Raw genomic sequence first — 19,765 nt, forward strand, 5'->3', positions numbered from 1 at the left:
GCGGCGCCGCCGCCGGGGCCCCCCCCCCGCTGGGGGGGGCCCGTGAACGTGCGCGCCCGCGGTCGCGGGTGCGCGCCGGTTCCCCGCCGGAGGGGCTTCGCCCCTCCCGCGCTTCGCGCGGGGCCCTCCCCATCGCGCGGTCTCGACACGGAACACGCGGCGGCGCCCGCCGCGCGGCGCGTCAGCTCACCACCACGTCCTTCACCGCCGCCCGGTAGACCCAGATCCGGCCGGTGTTCGTGCGCGTGTCGCCGGGGAGCATGAAGAACCCGGGGCCGTCCTCGCGATAGTCGGGGCCGAAGCCCGCCACCTGGCGGCCGTCGCGGAAGGTCACGCGGACCTTCTTGCCCTCCGCCGGCGGCGGCGCCTCGCCGGGCGGGAGCATGAAGAAGATGGCCTTCATCTTCTCCGTCGGGAGCTCGTCGGCGGCGGCGCCGGGCGCGGAGGCGAGCGCGAGCACCGGCGCGGCGAGGTCGGCGTCCTCGATGACGCCGCGCTTCACGGTGCCCTCGAGCATGTGCACGACCACGCGGTGCGAGCCCGCGGCACGGCTCGAGGACGCCGGGGCGGCGGATGCGGCGGCGACCGGGGCGGGCACCGCGGCTGGCGCTGGTCTCGCCGGGGCAGGCGGAGCCGGCGGCGCCGCAGGGGCCACGCTGCGCGCCAGGACCGGCGCGGCAGGCGCCAGGGTGGGCGCGCGCGGCGCGGCGGCGGGCGGCAGCGCGCCGAAGTCGAGCGAGGGCGGCGGCGTGTCCGCCTCGTCGGCGGGGATCTCCTCGAGGATCTCCGCCCCGTCCACGGTCGGGAGCTCCTCCACGATCTCCGGCAGCCCGAGGTCGTCCGCCGCGGCCGCCGCGGGGAGCGGGTGACTCTCCGTCACGCCATCCGTGTCGAGCCCGAGGCTCGCGTCAGGGTCGCCGAGCGCAGCGGGCGCGCCGGGGCCGGCGCCCTCGGGGGGCGCGGTCTCCCACGGCGCGGGCGCCTCCGCGGTCGCCCAGGCGCCGGCGGGGTCGGCTGCGTCGAACGAGCCGCCCGAGGCGAGCGCGAAGCCCTCCTCGAGCGCGCGGTCGGCGTGCCAGTCGCCGACGCCGCCGGCCGCGAGCGGCCGGTCCGCCTCGAAGCCGCCGCCGTCCGGGGAGCCGAGCGCGGCGGCCACGTCGAAGGCGGCCGAGTCGTCGTACTCGCCGCCGAGCTCGCCCGCGGCGGGCGCGAACACCGGCGGCGGGGCGGACGGATCGAGCCCGAGCGCCGGATCGACTCCATCGCCCTCCGCGGCGAGCGTGTCGGTGCCGTCGCCGAAGGCGGGAGCGCCGCTCGCGAGCTCGTCGTAGGCGCCGAACGCGGCGCCCTCCGGTGCCTGCTCGGCCGCGGGCGCCGGATCCCAGCCCGCGGGCGGGAGCTCGCCGGCGTCCAGCCGGAGCGGCATGGTGAGGGTGGGCTCGGGCTCCGAGGCGAGGCCGAGGAGCTGGGTCGGCTCCGGCATCGCGGCGGCGTCGAGCGCGGTGGGGTCGAAGCCGGCGAGCGCGTCGTCGGGCGCGGGCGCGACCTCGAAGGCCGACTCGTCGAGCGGCTCGAGCTCGAGGGCGGGCAGCTCGCTCGCGGCGTCGCCCTCGGGCGCGGCCGCGGCGAGGTCGAGCGCCTGCGTCGGCTCGGGCGCCTCCGGCGCGAGCGCCGGATCCCACGCCGCCTCGCTGCCCGCGCCGAGGAGCTCCGCCGGAGCTGCGTCCTCGCCCGCGAGCGCGGCCGGGTCGAAGGTCCCGTCCGCCTCGCCGAGCGCGGAGAGCTCGGGCTCGGCCGGATAGGCGCCCGCGTCCCACGGTCCGGCCGCGGCCGGAGCGGCGTACGCGCCCGGCTCCCATCCCGCTGCCCCGCCCGCCGCCGCAGGATCCCAGGCGGCCGCGTTCGGGTCCCAGGGCTGGCCGGCGGCATCGACCGGGAGGGCGTTCGGGTCCCAGGGCTGGCCGGCGGCATCGACTGGGAGGGCGTTCGGGTCCCAGGGCTGCCCGGCGGCATCGACGGGGAGGGCGCTCGGATCCCAGGGCTGCCCGGCGGCATCGACGGGGGCGGCGTTCGGATCCCATGCGCCCGCGCCCTGCGGCGCCGCGCCAGGATCGCCCTCCCAGCCGAGGACGGCGGGATCGAACAGGTCCGCCAGGTCCTCAGCGGTCGCGCCGTCCTCGAGGAGCGGCGCAAGGGCGCCCTCCGGCGGAGGGGCGTCGAAGGCGACCTCGGCCGGGGCGGCGGGGGCGGGCGCGGGGAAGAACGGCTCGGGCTCCGGCTCCGGGGAGAGCTCGGGTGGCGGGGGCGGGCGGTTCCGCAGCCCCGCCGGCAGGAGCGACTCGCGCAGCCGCGCCGCCGCCGCGTTCACGTCGAACCCGCCGCGCGGCGCCCCGCCGCCGGGCTCGCCTCCCACGAGGTCGCGGAGCTGGGCGTGCCGGCGCTCCTCGTCGGGCGAGAGTCCCTTCGCGAGCCGCTTGGCCTCGAGGGTCCGGTACTCCTGCATCACGCTGCGGGGATCGGGCATCGGGTCTTCCGGGGGGGAAAGCCGGCGGGGAGGGGCCGAGCGAGACGGCGGATGATACCTCGCCGGCCGGAGCCCACAAAAGGCGACGCCTCCTTGATTTCCCCAACTCCGGCGGCCATGTATGGCGCGCTCATGAGCCCCCTGCCGGTGGTCCAGAACGGCCGCGCGAAGCCGCCCGCGGCCGGCCCCGAGGCATTCCTGCCGACCACCCCCGGGGAGGTGCGCGCCCGCGGCTGGAGCGGGCTCGACGTCCTGCTCGTGACGGGCGACGCCTACGTCGACCACCCGAGCTTCGGCGCGGCGGTGATCGGGCGCGTGCTCGAGGCGCAGGGCTACAAGGTCGGGATCGTGGCGCAGCCGGACTGGCGGAGCACCGCCGACGTCCTGCGCATGGGCCGGCCGCGGCTCTTCGTCGGGATCACCTCGGGCGCGATGGACTCGATGGTGAACCACTACACGGCGCACAAGCGCCGCCGCTCCGACGACGCGTACACGCCGCACGCCGCCGCGGGCAGGCGCCCCGACCGCGCGACCGCCGTCTACGCTCGCCTGTGCCGCGAGGCGTTCGGCGCGACGACGCCCATCGTGCTCGGCGGCATCGAGGCGTCGCTCCGGCGCATCGCCCACTACGACTACTGGGACGATCGCGTGCTGCCCTCCGTGCTCGTGCCCTCCGGCGCGGACCTGCTCGTGTACGGGCAGGGCGAGAAGCCGGTGCTGGAGATCGCGCGCCGGCTCGCCTCGGGCGAGGACATCTGCGGCCTCGTGGACGTGCCGGGCACGGCGCTCGCGGTGCCGGACCTCGCGCTCGCCCTCCTGGACGGGCGGGCGCGCGCGACGCTCGAGCTCCCCGCCTACGAGGAGATCGCCCTCGACAAGAAGCGCTTCGCGGAGTTCAGCCGCCTCTACCACCTCGAGCACAACGGCGAGAACGCCCGCGTCCTCGTGCAGCGGCACGGCCACGGGGCGCGGACCCGCTTCGTGGTGGTGAACGAGCCGATGGCGGCGCCCTCGACCGAGGAGCTCGACCGCATCGCCGAGCTGCCCTACGTGCGCGAGGCCCACCCGTCCTACGGCGGGGCCCACATCCCAGCGCTCGAGCAGATCCGCTGGTCGATCCAGATCCTGCGCGGCTGCGCGGCGGGCTGCGCGTTCTGCTGCATCACCGAGCACCAGGGGCGCGACATCGCGAGCCGCTCCGAGGCGAGCGTGCTGCGCGAGCTCGCCACGCTCGCTTCGAAGGAGAGCTTCAAGGGCACCATCACCGACGTGGGCGGCGCGACCGCCAACATGTGGGGGATGCGCTGCACGGACGCCGAGGCGCACGCGGTGTGCCGGCGCGCCTCCTGCGTCTACCCCACCGTCTGCAAGTTCTTCGCGGTGGACCACGGCCCGCTCGTGGACCTCTACGAGAAGGCCCGCAAGGTGAAGGGCGTGAAGCACCTCTTCGTCGGCTCGGGCGTCCGCTACGACCTCGCCCAGGCGGACACGAAGAACGGCGCCCGCTACCTCAAGACCCTCGTGCAGCACCACGTCTCCGGCCAGCTCAAGGTGGCCCCCGAGCACGTCTGCGAGCCGGTGCTGAAGCTCATGAAGAAGCCGGGCGTGTCGTCGTTCGAGAAGCTGCGCAAGGACTTCGAGCGCTACTCGCGCGAGGCCGGCAAGGAGCAGTACCTCGTCCCGTACTTCATCTCCTCGCACCCGGGGTCCTCGCTCGAGCAGGCGGCGGAGCTCATGGACTACCTGCAGGACAACCGCTGGAAGCCGCAGCAGGTGCAGGACTTCATGCCGACCCCCATGACCCTCGCCTCGGACATGTACTTCTCGGGCTACCACCCGATGACGGGCGAGCCGGTGCACGTCACGCGCGACATGGACGAGAAGCGCATGCAGAAGGCGCTGCTCCGCTGGGGCGATCCGGCGAACCGTCCGCTCATCGAGAAGGCGCTCCGCAAGCTCGGGCGGCTCCGGCCCGGCGAGCGGCTCGGGCCGGGGATGCGGCCGGCGCGCGGGACCCCGAAGAGGCGCGGCCCCGGCGATGGAGCCCGCGGCCGCGGCCGCCGTGCCTAGCTTGTCGGGGTGATCCCGCACCTCCGTTGCGCCCGCGCCGCCGCGCTCTTCGTGCCCCTGGCGCTCGCCCTCGCCGCAGGCCGCGCCTTCGCGCTGCCCGCCCGCGGCGCGCCGCTCGTCTACCTCGCGCTGGGCGACTCGACCGCCGTCGGCGTGGGCGCCGCGAGCGGCGGAGGCTACCCGCAGCGGCTCGCGCGCCGCCTCGACTCGAGCGGTGTCCCGGTGAAGCTCACGGTCCTCGGGGTGAGCGGCGCGAACACCGCCGACCTCCGGCGAGATCAGCTCCCGAAGGTGATGGCGGCGCGTCCGGCGCTCGTCACCATCGGCACGGGCATCAACGACCTCATGCAGGGGCGCCCGCTCGCCGAGTTCGCCCGCGACCTCGAGATCGTCGCGGATCTCGTGCGGCGCACGAAGGCCACGGTGGTGCTGCAGACGCTCCCCGACCTCACCTTCTCGCCCGCCGGCTACGGCGCGCCGCCCTCGCTCGGCCGCCGCATCGAGGCCTACAACGCCGTCATCGCCCGCGTGGCCGAGCGGCACGGCTTCGTGCTCGCGGACGTCTACGGCAAGAGCCGCAGGGCGCTCCGCGACCGCCGGAGCGAGCTCTTCGGCAAGGACGGCTTTCACCCGTCGTCCGCCGGCTACGAGGTGTGGGCCGAGGCGATGTGGCCGGACGTCGAGCGCGCAGTGGTCCACCCGCGCGTCCAGGCCCGCCGGACGGCGGCGACCGAGCGGTAGGCCGCCGCGCAAGGGCCAGCGCCGCGCGCTCCGGGCCGGCGGGCTCGACACCTTCCCTTCGCCCGCGGCCGCGCGATAGCCTCGCGCCCCCATGGAAGACCACCCGACGGGCTCTCCCGACGCGCGCGCCGCGCGCCACCGCCGCCTCTGCGAGGCCGACCACCGCCACCTCTGGCACCCGTTCACGCAGATGCAGGACTGGCTCGCCGAGGAGCCGCTCGTCGTCGACTCGGCCGACGGCGTCCACCTCGTCGACACGCTCGGCAACCGCTACCTCGACGGCGTCTCCTCGCTCTGGTGCAACGTCCACGGGCACCGGGTGAAGGCGATCGACGACGCCATCCGCGCCCAGCTCGACCGCGTCGCCCACTCGACGCTCCTCGGCCTCGCCTCGACCGCCTCGATCGAGTGCGCCGAGGAGCTCGTGCGCCACCTGCCGCGCGGCCTCACCCGCGTGTTCTTCTCCGACGCCGGCGCCACCGCGGTGGAGATCGCGCTCAAGATGGCCTTCCAGCACCATCAGCTCCGCGGCGACGCGGCGCGCACCGAGTTCGTGGCGCTCCGCGGCGGGTACCACGGCGACACCATCGGCTCGGTGTCGGTGGGCGGCATCGACCTCTTCCACCGCATCTTCAAGCCGCTCCTCTTCGACGTGCACCACGCGCCGCAGCCGTACTGCTACCGCTGCCCGCTCGGGAAGGAGCCTGCGTCCTGCGGCATGGCCTGCGCCGACGCGGTGGAGCAGGTGTTCGCCGAGCGGCCGGGGAGGATCGCGGCGCTCGTCATGGAGCCGGTGATGCAGGGCGCGGACGGCATGATCGCGCAGCCGCCCGGCTACGTGCGGCGCATGCGGGAGATCTGCGACCGGCACGGGGCGCTCCTCGTGTGCGACGAGGTGGCGACCGGCTTCGGGCGGACCGGCACCACCTTCGCCGTCGAGCAGGACGGCGTCGTCCCCGACATCCTCACCATGGCGAAGGGGATCACGGGCGGCTACCTGCCCCTCGCCGCGACCGTCACCACGGAGCGGGTGTTCGAGTCCTTCCTCGGGCCTTATGAGGAGAAGCGGACCTTCTTCCACGGCCACACCTACGCGGGGAACCCGCTCGCCTGCGCGGCCGCGACCGCCTCGCTGCGGCTGCTGCGCGAGGAGCGCGTCATCGAGGGGCTGCCCGCGAAGATCGCGGCCCTCGCGCGCGCGCTCGAGCCGGCCGCGCGCATGGCGCACGTGGGCGAGGTCCGCCAGCGCGGGCTCATGGTCGGCCTCGAGCTCGTGCGGGACCGCGCGACCCGCGAGGAGTACGCCTACGCGCTCCGCTCCGGCCACGAGGTGATGCTGGAGGCGCGCCGGCTCGGCGCCATCCTGCGGCCGCTCGGCAACGTGGTCGTGCTCATGCCGCCGCTCGCCATGACCGAGCGGGAGCTCGAGCAGCTCGCCGCCATCGCGCTCGCGAGCATCGAGAAGGTGACGGCGAGGATCTGACCGTGCGCGGGCTCTTCGTCACCGGGACCGACACCGGCGTCGGCAAGACCGAGGTGAGCTGCGCGCTCGTCGCGGCAGCGCGGGCCGCGGGCGTGGACATGGTGGCGATGAAGCCGGCCCAGTCGGGGGTCACGCCCGGCGAGCCGAGCGACGCGGACCGGCTGCACGCGGCCAGCGGCGGCGTCGAGCCGCTCGAGGCCCTTTGCCCGTACTCCTTCGCCGCGCCGCTCGCGCCCGCCGTGGCCGCGCGCCTCGAGGGCAGGGCGGTCTCGCTCGAGGCGATCGTGGAGCGTGCCCGCGCGCTCGCCGCGCGGCACGACGCCCTGCTCGTCGAGGGCGCGGGCGGGCTCCTCGTGCCGCTCACGGAGCGGGAGACCTACGCCGACCTCGCCGTCGCGCTCGGCCTGCCGGTGCTCGTGGTCGCGCGCGCGGGGCTCGGCACCGTGAACCACACCGCCCTCACCGTCGAGGCGCTCCGCGCGCGCGGGCTCGTCCTCGCGGGCATCGTCCTCAACCGCGCGTGCGACCTCGACGATCCGTCCGTCCCGTACAATGCCGGGGAGATCGCGCGCGTGACGGGCTGTGAACCCATCGCGAGCCTGCCGTACGCGCGCGATATCGCTGAGCGCCAGCGTTTTCTGCGATCCAGGCTCGCCGGCAAGATCCAGTTTTAGGGCACGGCGCGCGAAAATTGGATCCCCTCGGCGATCGATCCTAGAGATCGCCGCGTGCCGAACGTCGTCGACCTCACGCTCGTCTCCCGCGCCCGCCACGTCCTCCAGCAGGTCCTCGAGGAGCGCGGCCTCGGCTTCTTCCTCCTCGCCTCGTCGCGCGCGCCGAAGCTCGACGCCCGCCGCATCGCCTGGGTGGTACAGGCGGCGCGCCGCAAGGCCGGCCCGCACGCGCGCCGCGATCCGAACGCCCTCTCCCGCACCCGCCGCGTGGTCCGCCGCGAGCTCATCCGCCTGCTCGCCGAGGCCATGCTCCAGGCGGGGGTGTAGAGCGGCGACGCGCGCTCCCTGGCGCCACGTCGGCGGCAGAGCGGCAGCCGTAGCCGCTCGCGAGATCCTGTTTCGGCCGGAGAGGCGGCGCGCTACTCCGCCTTGCCCCCCTGCTTCGCCACGTAGCGCAGCCGCAGGTCGGTGAGGAGGTGCTCCATGAACTGCTCCTCCTCCGGCGTGAGGTTGCCCTTCGTCTTCTCGCGGAGCATGGCGAGGATGTCGATGGACTGGTGGGCGAGGGAGAGGTCGGGCTTGCCCGGGAGGCCGGTGTCGGGGTGCGGCGCGTCGCCGAGGTGGATGAACGCGCTCGAGGCGAGCGAGAGCACGAACGTGTAGAAGTCGATCCCGCCGGCGTCCTTCTCGTCCATGGCGAACCTCCCGAGGGGCGCGCGCGAGGGTCGCGGCCCAGGCGCTCCGGAGTCTACTGGAAGTCGAAGGCGATCCGCTCGGCCGCGTAGCCGCGCTGGACGAGCAGCACGAGCTGGCCGCTCCGGCGCGCCCGCGCGGCGGCGCGGCGGAAGGCCGCGAGGGTCGAGACCTCGGTCGAGTTCACCTCCCGCACGAGGTCGCCCTGCCGGATGCCCACCTGCGCGGCGGCCGAGCGCGGGGCGACGCTCTTCACCACCAGCACCGAGCCCCCCTGAACGCGCTGCTCCCCGAGCGTGAGCCCGGTCGCGCGCGCGGCGAGCTCGGCGGCGGCCTGCGCCGAGAGCTCGACCGAGGTCACCGACACCGCCACCCGCTGGCCGCGGCGGAGCAGCTCGAGCTTCGCGGCGCCGCCGATGGGCAGATCGCGCACGCGGAAGCGGAACTCCTCGGCGCTCTGCGGCGCGAACCCCTGCACCGACTCCACCACGTCGCCCTTCCGGATGCCCGCCGCCGCGCCCGGCGAGCCGGGATCCACCGCGGTGACCACCACGCCCCCCGTCGTGCCCTCGGCCGCGCCGTCCTTCGCGGGCAGGTCGTCCACCGCGACCCCGAGGTAACCCTCGCGCACCTCGCCGTGCTCGATGAGGTCCTCGGCGATGCGGCGGGCGCGATCGATGGGGATGGCGAAGCCGATGCCGGCGTTCCGATCGCCGAGGATGGCGGTGTTGATGCCGACGAGCCGCCCCTCGATGTCGAGGAGCGCGCCGCCGGAGTTCCCCGGGTTGATCGACGCGTCGGTCTGGATGAAGTCGAAGAGCGTCCGCTCGCCCGCCTTGAAGTTCCGGTGCACGGCGGAGACGACGCCGGTCGTGACGGTGTGCGACAGGCCGAACGGGTTGCCGATGGCGATGAGGGTCTCGCCGATGAGGAGCTCGTCCGAGCGGCCCGTGGTGACGAAGGGCAGCTTCTCCTTCGTCTCGAGCTTCAGCACGGCGAGGTCGCTCGACGGATCCGTCCCGACCACCTTCGCGATGATCTCGCGCCCGTCGAGCAGGCCCACCCGGAAGCGGGCGCCGCGCTCGACGACGTGGTTGTTCGTGAGGACGTAGCCGTCGGGCGAGACGATGACGCCCGAGCCGAGCGAGGTGACCGCGTACCCCTTGCGGTAGCGCGGGTGCTCGAAGAGGTCGCCGAAGAGGAGCTCCGCCATGGAGCTCCCCCGCGACGGCACGCGGATGCGGACGAGCTCCTCGGCGGAGACGTTCACCACCGCGCCGCGCACCTTCTCCACCGCGAGGACGACCGGCGTGCGCCGGTTCGGCGACGGCCGCTCGTCGGGGCGGGGGAGGGCGTTCGGTCGGGCGGAGGCGCCCGGGGCGATGAGGACCGCCCCGAGCGCGAGCGAGGCGAGGATCGCGCGGCGCGCGCGCACGGCTCTAGGCGGGAGGAGTCTCGCCGCCGGGGGCGGGCGACTCGGGCTCGTCGTCGACGTCGTCGAGATCGTCGAAGTCGTCGGAGTCCATCGATGCCTCGATCGGCATCGCCTGGTCCGCGAGGTCCGGCAGGGACTTCACGTGCTTCTCGTAATCCTTCTCGTCGAGGACGCCCTTGCGGACGTAGCGACTCGCGACACGCTTGTCGACGAGCTTGTTCTCGGGCTGATCGGCCATGGGTCCACCTGGAACGCGGGAGGCGGGCAAAATATGCGGCGCCTTGCGGGGCAGTCAAGCGCGTGTTAGCGCTGTCGTCATGCCCACTTCCGATGCCTCGGCGGGCGCCGCGCGGCGCGCGCGGCTCGCGGGGCTCTACGCCATCGTGGGGGGCGGGGACGCGATCGGGCAGGCGCGAGCCGCGATCGCCGGCGGCGCCGGCGTCGTGCAGGTCCGCATCAAGGACGCGCCCGCCGGCGCGGTGCTCGCCGCGGCGCGGGAGATCGTCGCCCTCGCGCGGGGACGCGCCCTCGTCATCGTGAACGACCGGGCGGACCTCGCGCTCCTCGCCGGCGCGGACGGCGTGCACCTCGGCGACGACGATCTGCCCCTCGCCGAGGCGCGCCGGCTCGTCGGGCCGGAGCTCCTCGTGGGCCGCACCACCCGCACGCTCGAGGAGGCGCGGGCCGCCATCGCCGAGGGGGCGGACCACGTCGGCTTCGGCCCGATCTTCGCCTCGCGCTCCAAGGCGCTCGCCGTCCCGCCGCGCGGGACGGCCCTGCTCCGCGAGGTCGCCTCCGCGCTGGGCGCGCCGGTCGTCGCGATCGGCGGGATCACCCTCGCGAACGTCGGCGAGGTGGCCCGCGCCGGCGCGGCCTGCGCCGCCGTCATCGAGGCGATCTTCGGCGCGGGCGACCCGAGCGCGAACGCCGCCCGGCTCGCGCAGGGCTTCGCCGCCGGCCACCGGCTCCGGGAGACGACGCCATGAGGTCGCGACCGCGCATCGGCCTCACCCTCGACGCGGACGAGCGGGAGGGGCGCTACTTCCTCGGCCGCGCCTACATCGAGGCGGTGCTCGCCGCGGGCGGGCTCCCCATCCTGCTCCCGCACGCCAAGGACGCCGCGGCGGCCTACCTGGCGCTCCTCGACGGGCTCGTCGTGACGGGCGGGTTCTTCGACGTGCCGCCGGAGCTCTACGGCGAGGCGCGCCGCGACGCGTGCGGCGCCACGAAGCCCGAGCGCACCGCGTTCGAGAAGGATCTGCTCGAGGCGGCGCTCGCCGCGCGCATGCCGGTGCTCGGCGTGTGCGGCGGCATGCAGCTCCTCAACGTGGTGCGGGGCGGGACGCTCTACCAGGATCTCCCCGGCGACGCCGGCATCCACGGACACGAGCAGCCCGCGCCGAAGGACGTCCCCTCGCACGAGGTGGCCATCCAGCCGGGCACGCACCTCGCGGGCCTCGTGGGCCCGGGTGCGCTCTCCGTGAACTCGACGCACCACCAGGCGGTCCGCGAGCCGGGCGCCGGCGTGCTCGTGTCCGCGCGCTCGGCGGACGGGATCGCCGAGGCCATCGAGCTGCCGGACCTGCCGTTCGCGCTCGGCGTGCAGTGGCACCCGGAGGCCGTTCTCCGCCACGAGCCGCGCCACGCGGCGCTGTACCGCGGGCTCGTCGCCGCGGCGCGGGATCGCCGCCGGTGAGCGCGCGCGCCGCAAGGGTCCGGGCGAGGGCGCCTGGGCCCGCGCGAGGCTCGCCTCCGCGCGTGCTCGTCGTCGCCGGCCTCGATCCCTCCGGCGGCGCCGGCCTCCTCGCCGACCTCGAGGCGATCCGCGCCGCCGGCGCGGAGGGCTGGGCGGTCGCGACCGCCCTCACCGCCCAGGGGCCGGGCGGCGCGCGCGGCTTCGAGCCCGCGAGCCCGGGGATCCTGCTCGCCCAGCTCGACGCGCTCGTGCTCGGCGCCGAGCGGCCGCGGGCGGTGAAGACCGGCATGCTCGCCACGGCGACGATCGCCCGCACTCTCGCCGTCCGGCTCGGCGAGCGCCCGCTCGAAAGGGTGCCGCTCGTCGTGGACCCGGTCCTCGTCGCCTCCTCCGGCGCGCCGCTCTTCCTCACCGAAGGCCGCCCGCTCGGCGACGCGCTCGCGCCGCTCCTCTCGCGCGCGAGGCTCGTCACGCCGAACCTGCCCGAGCTCGCGGAGATCACGGGCCTCGACGTCTCGACGGACGAGGCGGCCGTGCGCGCCGCCCGCGCCCTCCCGGCGCGCGCGGTGCTCGTGAAGGGCGGGCACCGCGAGGGGGCGCCGCTCGACCTGCTCGTCATGCGCGGCAGAGTGACGCGGCTCGTGGGCCGGCGCCGGCCGGGGACCGCGCGCGGCACGGGCTGCCGGCTCGCCTCGACGATCGCTGCGCTCCTCGCGCGCGGCGCGCCGCTCGAGGAGGCGGTGCGCGGAGGTAAGCGCGCGGTGGAGCGCTATCTCGACCGCGCGGCGCGCTAGAATGATGCGGAACCAGGGGGAGGTCATGACGGGGATTCGCTCGCGCTGCGCCCGCGCCTTCACCGCGACGCTCCTCGCCGTGGCCCTCGTCGCCACGGCGCCGCTCCCGGCGCGCGGCCAGCAGGTGCCGGAGCAGCTGCCGGAGCAGGTGCCCTTCATCGAGCGCCGGGAGCCCGTCCGCCCGACGCGGCCTCCCCCCGATCGCAACCTCGTCCTCCTGTTCAACGTCGCCGGCCCGGCGGGGAACCCCTTCGACGGCGATCGCGGCTGGCGGCTCGAGGCGAGCATCGAGCGACGGCCGGAGGGCCGCCTCTCGTCCGCGGTGGTGATCGGCGGCGGCAGCGTGGCGGTGAAGGGCTACCCGGAGGAGTGGGCGCTCGGGTTCAGCGGCCAGGGCCGCTGGTATGCGCTCGGGGACTTCGATCGCGGCCTGTTCGTGGGCGGCGTCCTCGACTTCCGGCGCATCGGCCCGCACCTCATGTGCGGCGCGGGCCCGCTCGTGGGGTACCGCCACACCACCGCGCGGGGCGTCGCCGCCGAGGTCCACCTCGGCCTGCCGCTCCTCGCGGACTCGTTCTCGTCGGACGCCGCCGGCCGGGTGCCGCTGCGGGACGCCTGGCGGGCGATGCTGCCCGGCGTCTTCGTCGGCGTCGGCGCGGCGCTCCGCACCGGGCGGCGGTGAAGGGACCGCGACTTCACGGTCCGTCGCGCCGCTTCTCCATCTCGGCGAAGTAGGTCGTCGTCTTGAAGAAGACGAGCGGGATCGTCCCGGTGGGGCCCTGGCGCTGCTTCGCCACGACGAGCTGCACCTCGAGCGTGTCGCCGCTCGCCGTGCCGGCCTGGACGTCCTTGTTGTCCTCGTCGTTGCGGTGCAGGAACATGACGATGTCGGCGTCCTGCTCGATCGCGCCCGACTCGCGCAGGTCGGAGAGCATGGGCGGCTCGCCCTTGCGCTTCTCCACGCTGCGGTTCAGCTGCGAGAGCGCCACGATGGGGCACTCGAGCTCCTTCGCGAGCGACTTGAGCGAGCGGCTGATGGTGGCGATCTCCTGCTCGCGCGACTGGGTGGCCCGGTCGGACGGGGCGTGCATGAGCTGGAGGTAGTCGATCATCACGAGGTCGAGGCCGCCGTTCTCGCGCTTCAGCTTGCGGCACTTCGAGCGGAGCTCGACCGGGGTGAGGACGAAGTTGTCGTCGAGCCAGATGGACGCGGCGCCGATCTTGTCCGCGTGCGTCGCGATCTTCTGCCAGTCGTAGGCGGAGAGCTGGCCCGCGGAGAGCCGCCGCCAGTCGAGCCGCGCCTCCGAGGCGAGCATGCGCAGCGCGAGCTGGTCGGAGGGCATCTCGAGCGAGAAGAACGCCACCTTCTTCGCCGCCTTGATGGCCGCGTGGGTCGCGATGTTGAGGGCGAAGGCGGTCTTGCCGACCGACGGGCGGGCGGCGAGGACGATGAGCGTGCCGGGCTGGAAGCCGAGGGTGTTCTTGTCGAGCGACTGGATGCCGGTGGGGACGCCGGTGATGGGGGAGAGGCCGGCCTGGACGCGCTTCTGGACCGCCTCGAGGTTCTCGATCGCCCGCATCACCGGCTCGGCGATCTTCTTCAGCGTGTCGGTGCCGGTGCCCGCCGCCGCGCCGAACACGTCCTGCTGGGCGGAGTCGAGGAACTGCTGGACGTTCGGCCCCGCCTCGTAGCCGCGCTCCACCACCCGCTGGGCGGTGAGCATCATCTGGCGCAGCCGGGCGAGCTCCTGAACCGCGCGCGCGTAGTGCTGCACGTTGGCGGTCGTGCCGATGGCGCGGGCGAGCGAGAGCGGCAGCTCGCGCGGGACGGCGCTGCCGAGCAGGCCCTTCGCGTCGAGCCGCTGCTGGACGAGGATCGGGTCGAGCGTCTTCGACTCGCGTGCGAGCTCCTCGCACACCGCGTACACGTGCTGGTGCTGGAGCAGGTAGAAGTCGCCCGACTTGATGAGGGCGGCCACCTGATCGAAGGCGGTCTCCTCGACCAGGATCGCGCCCAGCACCGCCTGCTCGGCGTCGAGGCTGTGGGGCAGGTCGCGGGCGCTGCGCAGCGGGGCGACGAGCGCCTCGGAGGCGCGTCGAACGGGATCGAGCTCGGCCATGGAACGGGCGAGAGCCTACCAGCGACCTCCGACGGGATCACCGTGGATGGCCGGTGGAAAACGTCGGAAATCCCGGGGGAGAGCGCTGTGGAGCGGCTGTGGACGGCGTGTGGACGGCTTGAATGCCGGCCGCGGCCGGACCGTCCGTCCCTTGCGCGTGGGCTGGCGCCGGCGGATCGGCCGCGCGTGCGAATCTCGGAGGCGACGGCCTCCCACCTCGCGGCGCGGCTCCGCCCACTGCTAGAACATCCCTCCATGAAGAAGCCAGCCCTCCTCGCCCTCCTCGCCGTCGCCGCCCTCGGGACCGGCTGCGCGGGCCTCACGAACCTCGCCCGCGTCGCGTTCAAGGATCCGAAGCTCACCTTCCGGTCGGCGACCGTGGAGGCGCTCGATCTCGAGGGCGCCACCCTCGGCGTGAAGTTCGACCTCGAGAACCCGAACGGCTTCGGTCTCGACGTCGCCCGCGTCGGCTGGGGCGTCGAGGTGGAGGGGACCCGCATCGCGACCGGCGACATGCCGGGCGGGCTCGCCATCCCGGCGAACGGCGTCGCACCGCTCACCATCCCGGTCCGCATCCGCTACCAGGACGTGCCGGGCATCGTAGGGCTGCTCACGAGCCGGCGCGACGCCATCGCCTACCGGCTCTCCGGCAAGGTGGGCGTCCGCACGCCCATCGGGGTGGTGGACCTGCCGGTCTCGCACTCCGACCGGCTCGCGCTGCCGAGCCTGCCGAGCTTCTCGCTCGAGGGCGTCTCCTTGCGCACGGCCTCCCTCACCGAGATGGCGCTCGACGTGAAGGTCCGGGTGAAGAACCCGAACGCCTTCCCGCTCCCGGCGGGCCGGCTCGACTATGCCCTCTCGCTCGCGGGCTCCGAGGTCGCGAGCGCGCGGGACTCGGCCCTCGCCCGGGTGGCCGGCGGCGCCGCACAGACGATCGCGATCCCCGTGCGCCTCAACGTCTTCCGCGCCGGGCGCGCCGCGACCGACCTCGCCCGCGGGGCGCCGGTCCGGCTGGGCCTCGCCGGGACCGCGGAGGTGGCGGGCATCCCGCTCCCGCTCGCCCTCGACGCGACCGTCCCCGTCGGGCGCTGACCGCCCGGACCCCCGCGCGGCGCGGGCGCCCGCAGGGCCGCTCCACGCGGAGCGTTTCGCTTTACGCCCCGCCACCGCGAGACTAGCCTCCGCGTCGCGAAGGGAGCGGCATGGACGCGGATCAGCTGGTCGACGTGCCGCTCACGGCGGAGGAGCTCCGGGACGCCTGGCCGGCCCTCTCCTGGGAGGAGCGGATCGAGGGGTTCCACCGGCTCGTCCGCGCCGAGGCGGACGACTTCTTCCTCGAGCTGCCCCCCGCCGACGAGGCGGCGCTGCTCCTCGCGCTGCCGCCGCCCGAGCGGCGGCTGTGGATCCGGCTCCTCGCGCCCGACGACGCCGCCGACGTCATCCAGGACACGCCGGAGGAGGAGCGCCCCCGCCTCCTCGAGCTGCTCGATCCGGTGGCGCGGCGCGAGGTGACCGCGCTCCTCGCCTACGCGGAGGACGCCGCCGGCGGCCTCATGAGCCCGCGCTTCGCGCGGCTGCGGCCGGAGATGACCGCCGACGAGGCCATCCGCTACCTGCGCCGCCAGGCGCGCGAGCAGGCGGAGACCATCTACTACGCGTACGTCCTCGATCCCGACCAGAAGCTCGTCGGCGTCGTGTCCTTCCGCGACCTCCTCACCGCGGCGCCCGACCGCCGCATCGCCGATCTGATGAAGCGCGAGGTGGTGAGCGTGCCGGACACGCTCGACCAGGAGGCGGTCGCGCGCATCATGGCCCACGAGGACGTGAACGCCATCCCGGTGGTGGACGGGCAGGGCCGCATGCAGGGCATCGTCACCGTCGACGACGTCGTCGACGTGGTGCAGCAGGAGGCCACCGAGGACATCCAGAAGATCGGCGGCATGGAGGCCCTCGACGCGCCCTACCTCGCCACGGGCTTCCTCGCCATGGTGAAGAAGCGCGCGGGCTGGCTCTCCGCGCTGTTCATCGGCGAGATGTTCACCGCCACCGCCATGGCCGGCTTCGAGGACGAGATCGGGCGCGCGGTGGTCCTCGCGCTGTTCGTGCCGCTCATCATCTCGTCGGGGGGCAACTCCGGCTCGCAGGCCTCGACGCTGGTGATCCGCGCCATGGCGCTCGGCGAGGTGGCGGTGCGGGACGCCCTGCGCGTCGCCCGGCGGGAGGTGCTCTCGGGGCTCGCCCTGGGCATCATCCTCGCCCTCATCGGCTCCCTGCGCATCTTCGCCTGGCAGGGGCTGTTCGGGACGTACGGGCCGCGCACCCCCTCCATCGCGCTCACCGTGTCGAGCTCGCTCGTGCTCGTCGTGACCTGGGGCACGCTCATGGGCTCGATGCTGCCCATTCTCATCCGCCGGCTCGGCTTCGACCCGGCGAGCGCGTCCGCGCCGTTCATTGCGACGCTCGTGGACGTCTCCGGGATCGTCATCTACTTCACCGCCGCGCGGCTCATCCTCGGGCTGTAGCCGGCCGGCGACCCCGGCCCGGCACCCGGGCTGGCGCCCGAGCGGGCCGTTCTCGCGGGCGATGACCTCCTGTATGGGTCCGGTCTCCGGAGGCGAGCGCCTCCGCGAAGGGGGTGTCGATGAAGCCCGTCCTGCTCGTCCTCGCGCTCGCGGCGGCCCTGGGCTGCGCGTCGTCGCGCGGCACCGCGCGCCCGCACGCCGCGCGCCTCGCCGTGCCGATCGAGTACCACAAGCTCGACAACGGCCTGCGCGTCGTGCTCTCGCCGGACCGCAGCGTCCCCAAGGTCGCGGTGGGCGTCTACTACGGCATCGGCTTCCGCGTGGAGCCCAGGGACCGCACCGGCTTCGCCCACCTCTTCGAGCACATGATGTTCCAGGGCTCGCGGAACCTCGGGAAGATGGAGTTCATCAAGCTCGTGCAGTCGAACGGCGGGACGCTCAACGGCTCCACCCGCTTCGACTTCACGAACTACTACGAGGTCGTCCCCTCGAACGTGCTCGAGACCGTCCTCTGGGCGGAGGCGGACCGCATGCGCGGCCTCGCCGTCACGCAGGAGAACCTCGACAACCAGAAGGGCGTGGTCTCGAACGAGGTGAAGGTGAACGTCCTGAACCGCCCGTACGGCGGGTTCCCCTGGCTCGACCTGCCGCAGGTCGCGAACGACAACTGGTACAACGCCCACAACTTCTACGGCGACCTCGCCGACATCCAGGCGGCCACGCTCCCGGACGTCCAGAAGTTCTTCGAGACCTACTACGCGCCCAACGACGCGGTCGTGGCGCTCGCCGGCGACTTCGACCCGAAGGAGGCGCTCGGCTGGGTGAAGCGCCACTTCGCCGACATCCGTCCCGTCCCGCAGCCCCCGCGGCCGGACCTCTCCGAGCCGCGCCAGGAGCGGGAGCGGCGCGCGGAGAAGCTGGATCCGCTCGCCGAGCGGCCGGCGCTCGCGGTCGCCTGGCACGCGCCGCCGCGGAGCACGCCCGAGCACGCGGCGTTCGTGCTCCTCGATCAGATGATCCTCCAGGGGCGCGACTCGGCGCTCTACCAGAAGCTCGTGCAGGAGAAGGGGCTCACCGGCGACGTGTCGGGCGGCGTGAACCTGCTCGGGAATTCCTGGAACTACGACGGGCCCATGCTCGAGATCGCCTACCTCTTCCACGACACGGACCGGAGCGCGGACGAGCTGTTGCGCGCGGTCGACGAGGCGCTCGCGCCGTACCTCGAGAAGCCCGTGGACCCGGAGACCCTCGCGCGTGCCAAGGTGAAGGCGCGCTCCACGCTGTACTCGGAGATGGAGCAGTTCGCGGGGTTCGGCCTCGTGGACCTCCTCGCCGCGCAGGCGCTCTTCCACGACGACCCCGCCCGCGTGAACCGGATCGAGGAAGACCTCGAGGCGGTGACGCCGGCGCTCGTGCTCCAGACGGCGCGCGAGTGGCTCCGCCCGACGAACCGGACCGTGTTCCTCGTGAAGCCGAAGGAGCAGAAGGATCCGAAGGAGCAGAGGAGAGCGCCATGACCTTCCTCGCCGCCGCCCTCGCGCTCGCCGTCGCCCAGGCTCCCGCCGCGCCCGCGGCCGCTCCGCGCGAGGCGCCCCCGCCGCCGCGTCCGCCGCCCGACTTCCGCCTCCCGCGCACGCACGGCTTCACCCTCGACAACGGCCTCGCGGTCACGCTCGTCGAGATGGGCGTGCTGCCCAAGGCCACCGTCGCGCTCGTGTTCCGCGCCGGCACCGGCGACGATCCGCCCGGCAAGACCGGGCTCTCGAGCTTCCTCGCGGCCCTCCTCACCGAGGGCACGACCACCCGCAGCGCCGCCGAGATCGCCGGCGCCGCCGCGCGCTGGGGCGGGGCGATCGAGACGAACGTGACGCCGGACGAGACGATCGTCACGGGCACGGTGCTCTCGGAGTTCGCGCCCGAGCTCGTGGCGCTCGTCGCCGACGTGGCGGCGAACCCCGCCTTCCCGCAGCGCGAGGTGGAGCGCGTGCGGCAGGACACGCTGCGCTCCGTCGCCATCGCGCGCACCCAGCCGCAGGTGCTCGCCCAGGAGCGCTTCCTCGCGACGCTGTACCCGGACCACCCCTACGGCAAGCTCCTCCCCACCCCCGAGATCGTCCGCGGCTACACCGTGGACGAGGCGCGGGCGTTCCACGCCGCGAGCTACCGGGCGCGGCGAGCGCACCTCTACGTGGCCGGGCGCTTCGACCGCGCCGCGACCGAGGCGCGCATCCGCGCGGCGCTGGCCTCGCTCCCGCCCGGCGGGCCGCGCGAGCTCGCGCCGCCGCAACCCAGCTCGCGCCGCGCCGTGGAGCTCGTCGACCGCGCGGGCGCGGTCCAGTCGTCGCTCTACCTCGGGCTGCCGGTCCTCGAGCCGCGCCACCCGGACTACCTGAAGCTCGCGGTCGCGAACACGCTCCTCGGCGGCTACTTCTCCTCGCGGATCACCGCCAACATCCGCGAGGCGAAGGGCTACACCTACTCCCCCGCGAGCGCCGTCTCGGTGCGCGCCGGCACCGGCTACTGGGCGGAGGTGGCCGACGTCACCACGGCGGTCACCGGCGCCGCGATCGGCGAGGTCCTCCGCGAGGTGGAGCGGCTCCGCGCCGAGCCGCCGCGGGAGGAGGAGCTGCGCGCGGTGCAGGCGTACCTCGCCGGCACCTTCGTGCTGCAGACCTCCGATCGCGACGGCCTCATCGCGCGCCTGCGCTTCGTGGAGCTGCACGGCCTCGGCGAGAGGTGGCTCGAGGACTACGTGAGGAACGTCCGCGCCGTCACGCCCGACGACGTGCGGCGCATGGCCCAGACCTGGCTCGATCCCGCTCGCATGACGCTCGTGGTGGTGGGCGACCCGGCCCAGGTGAAGGAGCAGCTCCGGCCGTTCGGGGAGCTCGCCACGCCTCCTGGCGTTCCTGCGCCGGAGACCGCTCCGCCCGCCGCTCCGGCCGCGCCGAAGGAGGCCGCGCCCACGAAGCCAGCTCCTCCCGGCAAGCCGGCGAGACCGCGCACCTGAGCG

The 19,765-nt window shown here is 74.6% G+C and carries 18 protein-coding genes; 13 read left to right on the top strand and 5 right to left on the bottom strand.

The genetic code is table 11. The features are described from left to right. Window positions 1-181: 181 nt before the first annotated feature. Entirely contained in the window at window positions 182-2,524 is a 2,343-nt protein-coding gene (locus tag MLV88_RS21755) for a DUF6982 domain-containing protein (protein WP_243338686.1), read from the bottom strand. Window positions 2,525-2,656: 132 nt separating this feature from the next. Between MLV88_RS21755 and MLV88_RS21760 the strand changes: the two genes are divergently transcribed. From MLV88_RS21760 to MLV88_RS21780, 5 genes are all read left to right on the top strand, one after another. Beyond that, window positions 2,657-4,594, top strand: coding sequence for a YgiQ family radical SAM protein (locus MLV88_RS21760; protein WP_242339889.1), 1,938 nt, complete (start codon window positions 2,657-2,659; stop codon window positions 4,592-4,594). A gap of 9 nt (window positions 4,595-4,603) precedes the next feature. After that, window positions 4,604-5,335 (top strand): SGNH/GDSL hydrolase family protein, encoded by a 732-nt coding sequence (locus MLV88_RS21765; protein ID WP_242339890.1) that lies wholly within the window; start codon window positions 4,604-4,606, stop codon window positions 5,333-5,335. A gap of 91 nt (window positions 5,336-5,426) precedes the next feature. Further along, window positions 5,427-6,818 (top strand): adenosylmethionine--8-amino-7-oxononanoate transaminase, encoded by a 1,392-nt coding sequence (gene bioA, locus MLV88_RS21770; RefSeq protein ID WP_242339891.1) that lies wholly within the window; start codon window positions 5,427-5,429, stop codon window positions 6,816-6,818. A gap of 2 nt (window positions 6,819-6,820) precedes the next feature. After that, window positions 6,821-7,492, top strand: a complete 672-nt coding sequence (gene bioD / locus MLV88_RS21775) for a dethiobiotin synthase (protein ID WP_242339892.1) — start codon at window positions 6,821-6,823, stop codon at window positions 7,490-7,492. A gap of 54 nt (window positions 7,493-7,546) precedes the next feature. Further along, window positions 7,547-7,819, top strand: coding sequence for a hypothetical protein (locus tag MLV88_RS21780; RefSeq protein WP_242339893.1), 273 nt, complete (start codon window positions 7,547-7,549; stop codon window positions 7,817-7,819). Between the two features lie 92 nt (window positions 7,820-7,911). Here the strand turns inward: MLV88_RS21780 and MLV88_RS21785 are convergent, their stop codons facing one another. The 3 genes from MLV88_RS21785 to MLV88_RS21795 are packed head-to-tail and all read right to left on the bottom strand — an operon-like array spanning window position 7,912 to window position 9,858. Further along, on the bottom strand, window positions 7,912-8,187 hold the full coding sequence (locus tag MLV88_RS21785; RefSeq protein ID WP_242339894.1) for a DUF1844 domain-containing protein: 276 nt from the start codon (window positions 8,185-8,187) through the stop codon (window positions 7,912-7,914). A gap of 53 nt (window positions 8,188-8,240) precedes the next feature. Further along, window positions 8,241-9,620, bottom strand: coding sequence for a trypsin-like peptidase domain-containing protein (locus tag MLV88_RS21790; protein ID WP_242339895.1), 1,380 nt, complete (start codon window positions 9,618-9,620; stop codon window positions 8,241-8,243). Between the two features lie 4 nt (window positions 9,621-9,624). Then, a complete protein-coding gene (locus tag MLV88_RS21795) occupies window positions 9,625-9,858 on the bottom strand; it encodes a hypothetical protein (RefSeq protein WP_242339896.1) in 234 nt (77 codons plus the stop codon). A 79-nt stretch (window positions 9,859-9,937) separates the two neighbouring features. Between MLV88_RS21795 and thiE the strand changes: the two genes are divergently transcribed. The 4 genes from thiE (at window position 9,938) to MLV88_RS21815 (ending at window position 12,792) form a co-directional block, all read left to right on the top strand. Continuing rightward, window positions 9,938-10,606, top strand: coding sequence for a thiamine phosphate synthase (gene thiE / locus MLV88_RS21800; RefSeq protein WP_242339897.1), 669 nt, complete (start codon window positions 9,938-9,940; stop codon window positions 10,604-10,606). Then, entirely contained in the window at window positions 10,603-11,316 is a 714-nt protein-coding gene (locus MLV88_RS21805) for a gamma-glutamyl-gamma-aminobutyrate hydrolase family protein (protein ID WP_242339898.1), read from the top strand. The genes thiE and MLV88_RS21805 overlap by 4 nt, the downstream gene beginning before the upstream one ends. 62 nt (window positions 11,317-11,378) lie before the next feature. After that, window positions 11,379-12,110 carry a hydroxymethylpyrimidine/phosphomethylpyrimidine kinase gene (locus tag MLV88_RS21810; RefSeq protein ID WP_242339899.1) on the top strand — a complete coding sequence of 244 codons (732 nt, stop codon included), beginning with the start codon at window positions 11,379-11,381 and terminating at the stop codon, window positions 12,108-12,110. Window positions 12,111-12,114: 4 nt separating this feature from the next. Beyond that, window positions 12,115-12,792, top strand: coding sequence for a hypothetical protein (locus MLV88_RS21815; protein WP_243338682.1), 678 nt, complete (start codon window positions 12,115-12,117; stop codon window positions 12,790-12,792). Between the two features lie 13 nt (window positions 12,793-12,805). Here MLV88_RS21815 and dnaB read toward each other — a convergent pair whose 3' ends face one another. Beyond that, window positions 12,806-14,230: a replicative DNA helicase gene (dnaB, locus tag MLV88_RS21820; protein WP_242339901.1), complete on the bottom strand. Its 1,425-nt coding sequence runs from the start codon at window positions 14,228-14,230 to the stop codon at window positions 12,806-12,808. Between the two features lie 255 nt (window positions 14,231-14,485). On the opposite strand from dnaB, the gene MLV88_RS21825 reads away from it, so the two are divergent. From MLV88_RS21825 to MLV88_RS21840, 4 genes are all read left to right on the top strand, one after another. After that, window positions 14,486-15,322 (top strand): LEA type 2 family protein, encoded by an 837-nt coding sequence (locus MLV88_RS21825; protein ID WP_242339902.1) that lies wholly within the window; start codon window positions 14,486-14,488, stop codon window positions 15,320-15,322. A gap of 110 nt (window positions 15,323-15,432) precedes the next feature. After that, on the top strand, window positions 15,433-16,752 hold the full coding sequence (gene mgtE, locus MLV88_RS21830; protein WP_242339903.1) for a magnesium transporter: 1,320 nt from the start codon (window positions 15,433-15,435) through the stop codon (window positions 16,750-16,752). A 119-nt stretch (window positions 16,753-16,871) separates the two neighbouring features. Continuing rightward, on the top strand, window positions 16,872-18,269 hold the full coding sequence (locus MLV88_RS21835; protein WP_242339904.1) for a M16 family metallopeptidase: 1,398 nt from the start codon (window positions 16,872-16,874) through the stop codon (window positions 18,267-18,269). Continuing rightward, on the top strand, window positions 18,266-19,762 hold the full coding sequence (locus MLV88_RS21840; RefSeq protein WP_242339905.1) for a M16 family metallopeptidase: 1,497 nt from the start codon (window positions 18,266-18,268) through the stop codon (window positions 19,760-19,762). The genes MLV88_RS21835 and MLV88_RS21840 overlap by 4 nt, the downstream gene beginning before the upstream one ends. The last annotated feature ends 3 nt before the right edge of the window (window positions 19,763-19,765 follow it).

Source organism: Anaeromyxobacter soli, assembly GCF_022808855.1.
GTDB classification, from domain to species: Bacteria; Myxococcota; Myxococcia; order Myxococcales; family Anaeromyxobacteraceae; genus Anaeromyxobacter; species Anaeromyxobacter soli.

Coding starts and splice junctions, on each gene's coding strand:
- dnaB (WP_242339901.1), bottom strand. CDS start 14,230: ATGGCCGAGCTCGATCCCGTTCGACGCGCCTCCGAGGCGCTCGTCGCC.
- MLV88_RS21840 (WP_242339905.1), top strand. CDS start 18,266: ATGACCTTCCTCGCCGCCGCCCTCGCGCTCGCCGTCGCCCAGGCTCCC.
- MLV88_RS21785 (WP_242339894.1), bottom strand. CDS start 8,187: ATGGACGAGAAGGACGCCGGCGGGATCGACTTCTACACGTTCGTGCTC.
- MLV88_RS21805 (WP_242339898.1), top strand. CDS start 10,603: ATGAGGTCGCGACCGCGCATCGGCCTCACCCTCGACGCGGACGAGCGG.
- MLV88_RS21825 (WP_242339902.1), top strand. CDS start 14,486: ATGAAGAAGCCAGCCCTCCTCGCCCTCCTCGCCGTCGCCGCCCTCGGG.
- thiE (WP_242339897.1), top strand. CDS start 9,938: ATGCCCACTTCCGATGCCTCGGCGGGCGCCGCGCGGCGCGCGCGGCTC.
- bioA (WP_242339891.1), top strand. CDS start 5,427: ATGGAAGACCACCCGACGGGCTCTCCCGACGCGCGCGCCGCGCGCCAC.
- MLV88_RS21835 (WP_242339904.1), top strand. CDS start 16,872: ATGAAGCCCGTCCTGCTCGTCCTCGCGCTCGCGGCGGCCCTGGGCTGC.
- MLV88_RS21795 (WP_242339896.1), bottom strand. CDS start 9,858: ATGGCCGATCAGCCCGAGAACAAGCTCGTCGACAAGCGTGTCGCGAGT.
- MLV88_RS21755 (WP_243338686.1), bottom strand. CDS start 2,524: ATGCCCGATCCCCGCAGCGTGATGCAGGAGTACCGGACCCTCGAGGCC.
- mgtE (WP_242339903.1), top strand. CDS start 15,433: ATGGACGCGGATCAGCTGGTCGACGTGCCGCTCACGGCGGAGGAGCTC.
- MLV88_RS21760 (WP_242339889.1), top strand. CDS start 2,657: ATGAGCCCCCTGCCGGTGGTCCAGAACGGCCGCGCGAAGCCGCCCGCG.
- MLV88_RS21815 (WP_243338682.1), top strand. CDS start 12,115: ATGCGGAACCAGGGGGAGGTCATGACGGGGATTCGCTCGCGCTGCGCC.